This window comes from Vibrio sp. M260118 (genome assembly GCF_036533755.1).
Lineage (GTDB): Bacteria > Pseudomonadota > Gammaproteobacteria > Enterobacterales > Vibrionaceae > Vibrio.
The window spans coordinates 1-11,425 of record NZ_JATABG010000078.1 but is presented as its reverse complement, the minus strand read 5'-3'; the positions used below and the strand labels follow the sequence as shown (position 1 = coordinate 11,425).

Genomic DNA, 11,425 nt, shown 5'->3' with positions numbered 1-11,425 from the left:
CAAGAGACAGTTCACTGGAAAAACAACTCTGGCGTACGTGCAACCTGTCCTGACTGTCACGTTCCTCACAACTGGACTGATAAGATTGCCCGTAAGATGCAAGCATCGAAAGAGGTATTTGCTCAAGTATTTGGCGATCTTGATACCCCAGAAAAATTCGAAGCTCGTCGTCTTGAGCTAGCTCGACACGAGTGGGATCGTTTCTCAGCGAATGGTTCTTTAGAATGTAAAAACTGCCATAACTATGACTCTATGGATTTCGAGCAAATGTCTCCCACCGCTCGTATTCAAATGACGTCAGCGGCTGAACGTGATCAAAGCTGTGTGGATTGTCATAAGGGTATTGCTCACCATCTCCCACAAGACATGGAAGCAGCAAGTGGCATCGTTGGCGATCTAGAGCAAGTGGCTAATAGCACTAATTACGCTAATGGCAGTGAAGTTATCTCTATTCGTCACCTGCCAATGTACACCGATGAAACGGCACAAACTGAAGCTGGTCTACTTAGCCCTGCAAGCAAAGTGGCTATCGTGGGTGAGAAAGGTGACATGATTGAAGTTCAAATTGATGGGTGGCGTAAAGCAAAAGGCTTTGGTCGAGTGCTTCAAGAAGACTTTGGTATGAACATTTCTACGGCGATTTTAACTCGTGACGTATCGACGAGTGACATCATCGCTGTTGGCGACAAGAAAGAAGACGAGCTAACGGGTCTACCTTGGGAAGAGGTGTCAGTGAATCTATGGATGAAGAAAGAGTCTATGGTGTCTGACTTCGACCCAATCTGGAAAGCAGCAGGTGAAGCCTACCAAACTAACTGTTCTACATGTCATACACAGCCAGACGTTGAGCACTTCAGTGCTAACGGTTGGGTAGGTATGCTTGATGGTATGATCGCGTTTGTTAACTTCGATACCGATACCGAAGCGCTAGTACTTAAGTACCTACAGAAGCACTCTTCAGATTTTTCTGAAGGTCACCACTAATCGACGTCAATTGGAGTATTAACATGGCTATTTCACGTAGAAGCTTTTTAAAAGGTGTGGCGACAACGAGTGCTGCGTCTGTTATCGGTCCGAGCTTATTGGCGTCTGCTTCAGTTAAAGCGGCTGAAACAGAAGGAACCTGGAAGGTATCAGGCTCTCACTGGGGGGCGTTCCGTGCTCGAGTTTGGGGTGGTAAAGTTCAAGAAATCAAACCGCTCGAGGTCGATAAATACCCAACAGATATGCTGAACGGTATTAAGGGTATTATCTACAGCCCTTCACGAGTTCGTTACCCTATGGTTCGACTCGATTGGCTTAAGAAGCACAAGTATTCAGCAGACACACGTGGCAACAACCGTTTTGTGCGCGTAACTTGGGATGAAGCCTTGGATCTCTTCTATCGCGAACTAGAACGCGTACAGAAAGATTACGGCCCTTGGGCACTGCACGCTGGTCAAACCGGTTGGCGTCAAACGGGTCAAATGCATAGCTGTAACAACCATATGCAGCGTGCGATCGGGCTTCATGGCTATTCGGTTAAGAAAGTCGGTGACTACTCGACAGGTGCTGGTCAAACGGTACTGCCTTATGTCCTAGGCTCAACGGAAGTATATGCACAAGGTACATCTTGGGAATTGATCCTTGAGAACAGTGACAACATTATCCTATGGGGTAACGATCCGGTTAAAAACCTACAGGTGGGTTGGACTTGTGAAACACACGAGTCGTTTGCTTACCTTGAGCAATTAAAAGAAAAAGTTGCTAACAAAGAGATCAACGTTATTTCTGTTGACCCAGTTCGCAACAAAACGGCACGTTACTTAGGTAATGAACTGCGTTACATCAACCCGCACACAGACGTTCCGTTTATGTTAGGTGTTGCGCACACGCTATACACCGAAGGTCTTTACGATAAGAAATTCATCGATACTTACTGCTTGGGCTTCGATACTTTCATCAAGTATGTAATGGGTGAGACTAAAGATAAAGTTGAGAAAACGCCAGAGTGGGCCGCTGAGATCTGTGGCGCAAGCGCTGATGAGATCCGTGACTTTGCTCGTATGCTAGTCAACGGTCGCACGCAAATTCTGGTTGGTTGGAGTATCCAGCGTCAGCAACATGGTGAGCAGCCATACTGGATGACTGCAGTTATCGCAGCTATGGTCGGTCAAATCGGTCTGCCGGGTGGTGGTATCTCTTACGGTCACCATTACTCTGGTATCGGTGTTTCTTCGACTGGTTTTGCTTCACCGGGTTCATTCCCACTTAATATTGACCAAGGTCAATCACCTAAGCACACTAACCAAGATTTCAACGGCTACAGCCGAGTAATTCCTGTGGCTCGTTGGGTAGACTCACTGCTAGAGCCAGGTAAGAAGATCAATGCAAATGGCTCGGTAGTCACTTTGCCAGATATCAAGATGATGGTCTTCAGCGGTAATAACCCTTGGCACCACCACCAAGATCGCAACAAGATGAAAGGCGCGTTTAAAGCACTTCAAACTGTAGTGGCGATTGATTTTGCGTGGACGGCAACTTGTCGCTTCTCAGATATCGTTCTTCCTGCTTGTACTCAGTTCGAGCGTAACGATATTGATGGCTACGGTGCCTACTCTGGCCGTGGTTTAGTCGCGATGCACAAGCTGGTCGACCCTATGTTCCAGTCTAAGACTGACTTCGACATCATGACCGAGCTGACTGCTCGCTGGGGCCGCGACAAAGACTACACTCGTGGTATGTCTGAGATGGAGTGGGTGAAATCACTTTACGACAACTGTAAAGCGGCTAACGCAGGTAAGTTTGATATGCCTGAGTTCGAAGAGTTCTGGGAGAAAGGTTTCCTAGACTTCGGTAAAGGTAAACCTTGGACACGTCACGCGGCATTCCGTGAAGACCCAGAAATCAACGCACTAGGTACGCCTTCTGGCTTCATCGAAATCACTAGCCGTACTATCGGCAACATGGGTTACGAACATTGCCAAGAGCACCCGATGTGGTTTGAAAAATCAGAGCGTTCACACGGTGGGCCAGGCTCAGAAAAACACCCATTCTGGCTGCAATCTTGTCACCCAGATAAGCGTTTGCATTCTCAAATGTGTGAGTCTGAAGAGTTCCGAGCAACGTACGCTGTGCAAGGTCGTGAGCCGATCTATATCAACCCTCAAGATGCAAAAGCGAAAGGCATTAAAGATGGTGATTTAGTGCGTGTATTCAATGACCGTGGCCAGCTTCTGGCCGGTGCTGTTCTGATGGATGCGTACGCACCGGGCGTGGTTCGTATCGAAGAGGGCGCTTGGTATGGCCCAATGAATGAGAAGGTCGGCGCACTGGATACTTATGGCGATCCAAATACGCTCACTCAAGACATCGCGTCTTCTGAGCTTGCGCAAGCGACCAGTGCCAATACGTGTCAGGTTAACATCGAGAAGTTTACTGGCAAAGTACCGCCAGTGACCTCTTTCGGTGGTCCAATCGAAGTGTCATAACTCCGATTGTCAGTTTAAATACCAGCCGCTTGGCTGGTATTTTTTTGCTGCAAATTTCAACGGTTAATAGAAACGTGATCCCAGTACGGCTCTATCAATAAGCGTAAATAGACAAGGGTTAACGTCAATGCTCTAATTGATAGAAATAATCACAATGTAGAGCCTAACATGTCGCAGATACTGCATTTAGCCAATGAGCGTGCTATTGAGGTGTCTAACTTGGATTTGAGTGCAGAAATCAGTGGCAATCAAATCTATTTTAGCTACCGTGGCATATCAAATGATCCCATCAGTCAGAAGTACTTGCTATTCCAAACGGACTTTAGTTTTGAGCGACGCGCCACTTTACTCGGTGATGGTTTTCAGATGTTGGCGCAAACCACAGGCAGTTATGAGTCTCCGATAGATATTGGTCGATGCCCAGATAACAGCACCAGCTATCGTATCTATTCGCCAAAGGAGGCTAAACGCTACTATAACTATCTAGTGGTGGAAGATTCACTAGGCTATGCTCTGTTTGGCTTTACCTCATGTCGCCGTTTTGCTGGGTACTTTACGGTCGAAGAAGTGGATGGGCGACCTAAAATAGGTGCCTACATTGATGGTGAGAATACCTCCCCCCAAGATTGGTCGACGAATAGCTTAGAGTCTGTGGTCGCGCTTAGAGGTGAATCTCTGTCTGAGCTCTATTTGGAATACAGTCAGTTGATTCAGGCACAGCATCCGCCGCGACCAGGTGTAACACAATCATCCCCGCTGGGTTGGTGTTCTTGGTATGGCTATTACGCCCAAGTGACCGAGCAGGATATTCATACTAATGTTCAACAGATGCGAGAGCATCTAAAGCCTTTCGACTATGTGTTGCTCGATGATGGTTATCAAGCCTTTATGGGCGATTGGCTAACACCATCGAGCAAGTTCCCTTCTGGCATAAAATCAGTGCTGCGAGAAATACGCTCAAATGGTAAAAAGCCGGCGATTTGGCTTGCTCCGTTTATTGCTCAACCGGAATCAGAACTGTTTCGAAATCATCCCGATTGGTTTGTTCGCCACAGTGATGGCAAGCTGCTCAAAGCAGAAGACGTCACCTATGCAGGTTGGCGATGCACCCCTTGGTATATCCTTGATACCACCAATCTTGAAGTGCAAGAGTACTTAACCTATGTAGTCCGTACCATGCGTGAGGAGTGGGGCGTTGAGATGTTTAAACTCGACGCAAACTACTGGGGAACACTGAAAGGTGTCCGTCACCAGTCAGGCGTGACAGGTGTTGAAGCGTATCGACTCGGCATGGCGGCGATTCTAGAGGGGGCGGGGGACGCATTAGTACTTGGTTGTAATGCACCTATGTGGCCCTCATTGGGATTGGTTGATGCAATGCGTGTCTCAGATGATGTCGAGCGTTGTGCGACACGTTTTGAACAGATCGCCAAAGAGACGTTTTATCGTAGCTGGCAACATCGTAAACTTTGGCAAATCGACCCAGACTGTGCCACTTTTGTTTCTCTGGCTAATCAAGCGACGGAACGCAAATACTACCAGTTTCACCGAGATGCACTACTTGCCAGTGGTGGGCTGTTGTTGTCAGGTGACCCACTACCAGAACTGACGCCATTTGCTAAACGTACCTTAGCTAAACTTGCGATTAGGCATCGTCACAATCAGGAGTCGGCACGATTTACCGCGCTAAATCTTCACCATGCATTTTTGCCTCTCACTGAGCGCAATGATCTTCACTGCCTGTTTAACTATCAAAAAACGGCGCGCGAAGTGACATTGACCTCGGACTTTCCTGCCTACTGGTACGACTATTGGACAGGGGAGAAGCTCGTCCATGAACCCACCCAGGTACTTGAAGTGGGTTTAGAGTCTGGATTGTCGAGTCGAGCGATAATTACCTCGCTATAGAAGGTAGGCTAGATTAATATGTCTGGCTAGATATCGTGATAACTCAAAGAAAATAATGTCAATTATACTAGGTATTGACCCAGGCTCTCGAATTACAGGTTACGGTGTTATTCGCCAAACGGGTCGTCACCTGAACTACCTTGGTAGCGGTTGTATTCGCACCTCTGAAAAGGAGTTGCCAGGGCGATTAAAACAGATCTATGCGGGTGTGTCTGAAATCATCACCCAGTTTCAACCCGATGTGTTTGCCATTGAACAGGTGTTCATGGCACGCAATGCGGACTCCGCCCTTAAGTTAGGTCAAGCTCGCGGCAGTGCAATTGTTGCGGCGGTGAATGCGGATCTGCCCGTCTACGAATATGCGGCAAGACTGATTAAACAAGCGGTAGTCGGCACGGGCGCTGCAGACAAAGAACAAGTCCAACATATGGTTCAGCATATGCTCAAGCTGCCTTCTAAACCTCAAGCGGATGCCGCCGATGCATTGGGCGTTGCGATCTGTCATGCCAACACCAATAAAACTTTGGTCGCGTTGGCAGGCAAGGCCACCAGTGCAAGGCGTGGTCGCTATCGCTAGCCCCAGTGGTATCATGCTGCAAAAAAATTTTCTGATTTAATAAAGGACTGGATGTTTATCCAGTTCTTTATTATCCTGTCAAAAATTCATTTCTAAAAGAGTATCCACCGTGATTGGACGTTTGCGCGGCATTCTTATCGAGAAGCAACCCCCTGAACTACTGATTGAAGTTAATGGTATTGGCTATGAAGTCCAAATGCCAATGAGCTGTTTCTATGAGCTACCCAATATCGGTGAAGAAGCGATTATCTATACTCACTTTGTCGTACGTGAAGATGCACAATTGCTGTATGGCTTTAATACAGTCAAAGAGCGCGCTCTGTTCCGCGAAGTCATTAAAGCCAATGGGGTGGGGCCTAAACTTGGTTTGGCGATTTTGTCCGGGATGACCGCGAGCCAGTTTGTTGCCAGTGTAGAACGTGAAGATGTTTCGACTTTAGTTAAGTTGCCGGGTGTCGGTAAGAAGACAGCAGAACGTTTGGTTGTTGAAATGAAAGATCGACTTAAAGGTTGGAGCGCAGGAGACCTGTTTACACCATTTACCGATGCGGCGCCCATTGATTCAGCTCCGCAACCTGCGCAAAATAATGCAGAAGAAGAGGCAGTCAGTGCGTTGCTTGCTCTTGGTTATAAACCAACGCAAGCGTCTAAGGTTGTCTCTCAGGTTAAGACGGATGGGATGAGCAGCGAGCAGCTTATCCGTGAAGCGCTAAAGTCTATGGTTTAAAAAGGCGTAAATAATGATTGAAGCAGATCGTTTAATTGCACCAGATAATGCGGTTTATAAAGAAGAAGATGTGATCGACAGGGCTATTCGTCCAAAAAAGCTTGATGACTATAAAGGTCAAGACCACGTTCGCGACCAGATGGAAATCTTTATCAAAGCGGCACAACTTCGTAACGAAGCGCTCGACCACCTGTTGATATTTGGGCCTCCTGGCTTGGGTAAAACCACGCTAGCGAATATTGTCGCTAATGAGATGGAAGTGAACATTCGTACTACTTCTGGGCCGGTGTTAGAAAAAGCGGGAGATTTAGCGGCACTGCTGACCAATCTCGAAGAGAACGACGTACTTTTCATTGATGAGATTCACCGCTTAAGTCCTATGGTAGAAGAGGTGCTTTACCCTGCGATGGAAGATTATCAGCTCGATATCATGATCGGTGAAGGCCCTGCCGCCCGTTCGATCAAGATTGATCTCCCTCCTTTCACCTTGATTGGAGCGACAACGCGAGCAGGTTCTTTAACGTCACCACTGCGCGACCGTTTTGGTATTACCCAGCGATTGGAGTACTACAAGATCCCGGATTTGCAAAATATCGTTCAGCGTAGCGCAGATTGCCTAGGGTTATCTATGGAATCTGATGGCGCGCTTGAAGTGGCTCGACGTGCTCGTGGTACACCGCGAATTGCAAACCGATTGCTACGCCGTGTGCGAGACTATGCGGAAGTGAAAGGCAATGGTCATATCTGCGCTGAAGTGGCTGACCGAGCGCTCAATATGCTGGATGTGGATGCCCAGGGCTTCGACTATATGGACCGAAAGTTGCTGCTTGCCATTATGGAGAAGTTTGGTGGTGGACCTGTTGGACTTGATAACATGGCCGCAGCAATTGGTGAGGAAAAAGATACGATAGAAGATGTTTTGGAGCCTTATTTGATTCAACAAGGATACCTGCAAAGGACTCCACGAGGCAGGATTGCCACCGATCGCGCCTATCTCCATTTTGGAATTGAAAAATAGTTATAGATAGCCAGTGATACATCACTGGCTTTTTTGTGATTCTCATCACGTTAGTGAAATTAACTTACCACTAAATAGGTAGCATTCTTGAGCTTGTTGTTAAGCACTTGTTTCGCATAAATACCTAATTATGCTTCCTGGGTAACCCTGCCTTAACAAAAAACCGCACTATCGCTTGATGTAGATCAAATTGATTGAAAACTAGCCAGGAATGACAAACAAAAGTTGATACAAATCAAAGCGAACTCTGGCTATAAATCTTTTGAAACATGCTGTTTTTAGCAGTAATATTAGTTCTAGCTATATTAGCTGATGCTTAACAATTAACTAACTAATCCAGTACATTTTTGCAACAGTGAAATCATTCCGATAACACTTAATGAGTTTGCTCAAAACTTAATAACAATGCATTAATGTGAATAGTGTCTTCAGCCGACACATAGGAGTAATCATGATCGATGTCGTTGATCTATCGCGGTTGCAGTTTGCACTGACAGCGATGTATCACTTCCTATTCGTACCATTGACTCTAGGTATGGCCTTCCTACTGGCTATCATGGAATCTGTGTACGTAATGACGAACAAGCAAATCTATAAGGACATGACAAAGTTCTGGGGTAAGTTGTTCGGTATTAACTTTGCACTTGGTGTGGCTACTGGCCTTACCATGGAGTTTCAGTTTGGTACTAACTGGTCCTACTATTCTCATTACGTAGGTGACATTTTCGGTGCGCCTCTCGCGATCGAAGCCCTAGTCGCCTTCTTCTTAGAGTCAACCTTTGTCGGTCTATTCTTCTTTGGCTGGGATCGCTTATCTAAACGACAACACCTTGCTGTCACTTGGCTTGTTGCATTGGGTTCTAACTTCTCTGCACTTTGGATCTTAGTTGCGAATGGCTGGATGCAAAACCCAGTAGGCGCAGAATTTAACTTTGAAACCATGCGTATGGAAATGGTGAGTTTTGCTGAGGTTGTTCTTAACCCAGTGGCTCAAGTTAAGTTCGTTCATACCGTCGCTTCTGGTTACACGACTGGCGCAATGTTCATTCTAGGCATCAGTGCATATTACCTACTTAAAGGTCGTGATGTTGCCTTTGCTCGTCGTTCATTTGCTATTGCCGCTTCTTTTGGTATGGCTTCAATCCTATCGGTTATCGTACTAGGTGATGAATCTGGTTACGAACTTGGTGAAGTGCAAAAAGTTAAACTTGCAGCTGTAGAGGCTGAATGGCACACAGAGCCAGCGCCAGCAGCATTTACGCTGTTTGGTTTGCCTAACCAAGATACTATGCACACTGATTACGCGATTAAGATCCCTTATGTGATGGGTATTATTGCGACGCGTTCGTTGGATGAACAGGTAACGGGTTTACGCGATCTTCGTGATGAACACGTAGACCGTATTCGCACAGGTATGTACGCCTACGAACTGCTAGAGAAACTGCGTGCCGGTGACAAGTCAGAAGCTAACATGACAGCCTTCGATGAAGTGAAGGGTGATCTAGGCTACGGTCTTCTTCTTAAGCGCTACACCGACAATGTTGTTGACGCAACAGAAGAGCAAATTCAAGCTGCTGCGGATGACTCTATCCCAACAGTATGGCCGCTATTCTGGTCGTTCCGCATTATGGTTGCGTGTGGCTTTATCATGCTATTCGTATTCGGCGCAGCGTTTATTCAAACTTGCCGTCAGAAGATTGAGCAAAAACAGTGGGTTCTTAAGGCTGCGCTATTCAGCATTCCATTGCCATGGATTGCAGTTGAAGCCGGCTGGTTCGTTGCTGAGTATGGTCGTCAGCCATGGGCAGTGGGTGAAATTCTGCCTGTGAACGTTGCAGCATCGGCACTGAGTGCTTCAGAAATCTGGACGTCTCTATTTGCGATCATCGCGCTGTACACCGTGTTCTTAATTGCAGAAGTCTACCTAATGCTTAAGTTCGCGCGCAAAGGCCCAAGTAGCCTGAAAACAGGTCGCTATCACTTTGAGCAAAACGCTGACTCTGTCGAAGACAAAGTTAGCCGCCAAGTAGAAGCGTAAGGCAAGGAGAAACAAAACATGTTTGATTACGAAATCTTACGACTGATCTGGTGGATCCTGATTGGTGTCTTGATGGTCGGGTTCGCGGTCACTGATGGCTTCGATATGGGCGTTGCTTCTCTATCACCGGTTATCGGTAAGAACGATACTGAGCGTCGTATTATGCTCAATACTATTGCACCGCACTGGGACGGCAACCAAGTTTGGCTGATCACTGCAGGTGGTGCATTGTTTGCTGCTTGGCCATTGGTTTACGCGACCTCGTTTTCTGGCTTCTATTTAGCGATGTACGTGACGCTAGCGGCACTTTGGATGCGTCCACTGGCGCTGGACTATCGTTCAAAAATCGAGAATCCAAAATGGCGTCAAGCGTGGGACTACGCGCTATGTTTCAGTGGTACAGTGCCACCAATTATTTTTGGTGTCGCATTTGGTAACCTGCTACAAGGTGTGCCGTTTGAACTAAACGACCTGTTGATGTCTGAGTACAAAGGTTCATTCTTTGCACTGCTTAACCCGTTCGCACTGCTGTGTGGTGTGCTTAGTCTGATGCTGTTTGTCCTTCAAGGCGCAACATGGCTACAGATGAAAACGACAGAGGCGATCCATGCGCGCGCAAGAAATGCCGCTCAAATTACTGGCCTTGTTGCCGTTGCACTGTTTGTGGTTGGTGGCTTCTGGGTTCAGTCCATCGAAGGTTTTGTTGTAACAAGTACTATCGATACGTTGGCGGACTCTAACCCGTTAAACAAAGAGGTGGTGCAGCAAGCAGGTGCTTGGATGACTAACTTTGAAACATATCCTGCTATGTGGGCTGCGCCTGTCTTGGGTGTATTGATGCCGTTACTCGCAGCGATTGCGTCTCGTTTTGAGCGTGGAGGTTTTGCATTCTTGTTCTCAAGCTTGGCGAATGCTGGAGTAATCTTGACGGCAGGTTTTGCAATGTTCCCATTCGTTATGCCTTCTAGCCTTGTTCCAAACCATAGCCTGACTATGTGGGATTCAACGGCGAGTGAACTAACACTGGGTCTGATGACACTTGTTGCGGCTGTGTTTGTCCCAGTAATTCTTGGCTACACGACTTGGACTTACTACAAAATGTTCGGTCGCTTAGATAAGAAGCACATCGAAGACAACGACGTTTCAGCATACTAAGGAGCTACGATTATGTGGTATTTCGCATGGATTCTGGGTGTACTACTCGCTTGTGCATTCGGCATCATTAACGCTCTTTGGTTAGAGCATTCAGAAATGATGGATAAAGACAGTGAGTAATCTCGCTGAGCAGGTAGCTAAGCTACATGCACCATTAGATAAAGCTCTGTTCAGAGCTTTATCTCTGGTTCTCGGTTTTTACCATGTTGCAATGGTGATGTGGGACCCAGAACTCTACTCTGCTTCTATCGGGGGTTTTAACGCCGTTATCTCACCACTGCTGATTTGGGCAATTTGCTCTAGCATGGTTTTTGGTATCGGTTTTAAACCTAGAAATTGGTATTGGCAGGTTCTATTTAGTCCATATTTCTCGTTAGCCATCTTGAGTTACCTCACGATAGTTCGCTTGTTTTAACGGCTGAGTTTGAACATTATTGTTTAAAAAAAGCGCGACCCACTGGCTGGGTGGCGTTTTTTTTTGTTTCAAGCTTTGAATTCATGGATTTGCGCTTGCAAAGTTAGTGATGAGTTG

10 protein-coding genes are annotated in these 11,425 nt (G+C 46.7%); all 10 read left to right on the top strand.

Going from position 1 to position 11,425, the window contains the following annotated elements:
* The coding region (gene torC, locus QTO00_RS07145; RefSeq protein ID WP_331423934.1) for a pentaheme c-type cytochrome TorC at positions 1–984 on the top strand (984 nt) is incomplete at its 5' end.
* Positions 985–1,007: 23 nt separating this feature from the next.
* Positions 1,008–3,470, top strand: coding sequence for a trimethylamine-N-oxide reductase TorA (gene torA, locus QTO00_RS07140; protein WP_331423932.1), 2,463 nt, complete (start codon positions 1,008–1,010; stop codon positions 3,468–3,470).
* A 168-nt stretch (positions 3,471–3,638) separates the two neighbouring features.
* The gene (locus tag QTO00_RS07135) at positions 3,639–5,378 is read left to right on the top strand and encodes a glycoside hydrolase family 36 protein (protein WP_331423930.1); all 1,740 of its coding nucleotides are present in this window, start codon (positions 3,639–3,641) and stop codon (positions 5,376–5,378) included.
* Positions 5,379–5,433: 55 nt separating this feature from the next.
* On the top strand, positions 5,434–5,955 hold the full coding sequence (gene ruvC / locus QTO00_RS07130; RefSeq protein WP_038205346.1) for a crossover junction endodeoxyribonuclease RuvC: 522 nt from the start codon (positions 5,434–5,436) through the stop codon (positions 5,953–5,955).
* Between the two features lie 109 nt (positions 5,956–6,064).
* A complete protein-coding gene (gene ruvA / locus QTO00_RS07125; RefSeq protein ID WP_331423928.1) occupies positions 6,065–6,682 on the top strand; it encodes a Holliday junction branch migration protein RuvA in 618 nt (205 codons plus the stop codon).
* A 13-nt stretch (positions 6,683–6,695) separates the two neighbouring features.
* A complete protein-coding gene (gene ruvB / locus QTO00_RS07120; RefSeq protein ID WP_038205342.1) occupies positions 6,696–7,700 on the top strand; it encodes a Holliday junction branch migration DNA helicase RuvB in 1,005 nt (334 codons plus the stop codon).
* Positions 7,701–8,151: 451 nt separating this feature from the next.
* The gene (gene cydA / locus QTO00_RS07115; protein WP_038205340.1) at positions 8,152–9,738 is read left to right on the top strand and encodes a cytochrome ubiquinol oxidase subunit I; all 1,587 of its coding nucleotides are present in this window, start codon (positions 8,152–8,154) and stop codon (positions 9,736–9,738) included.
* An 18-nt stretch (positions 9,739–9,756) separates the two neighbouring features.
* Positions 9,757–10,893, top strand: coding sequence for a cytochrome d ubiquinol oxidase subunit II (cydB, locus tag QTO00_RS07110; protein WP_038205339.1), 1,137 nt, complete (start codon positions 9,757–9,759; stop codon positions 10,891–10,893).
* Between the two features lie 12 nt (positions 10,894–10,905).
* Positions 10,906–11,013: a cytochrome bd-I oxidase subunit CydX gene (cydX, locus tag QTO00_RS07105; protein WP_000270284.1), complete on the top strand. Its 108-nt coding sequence runs from the start codon at positions 10,906–10,908 to the stop codon at positions 11,011–11,013.
* Positions 11,006–11,308: a cyd operon protein YbgE gene (gene ybgE / locus QTO00_RS07100; RefSeq protein WP_331423925.1), complete on the top strand. Its 303-nt coding sequence runs from the start codon at positions 11,006–11,008 to the stop codon at positions 11,306–11,308. Before cydX ends, ybgE begins: the two co-directional genes overlap by 8 nt.
* The last annotated feature ends 117 nt before the right edge of the window (positions 11,309–11,425 follow it).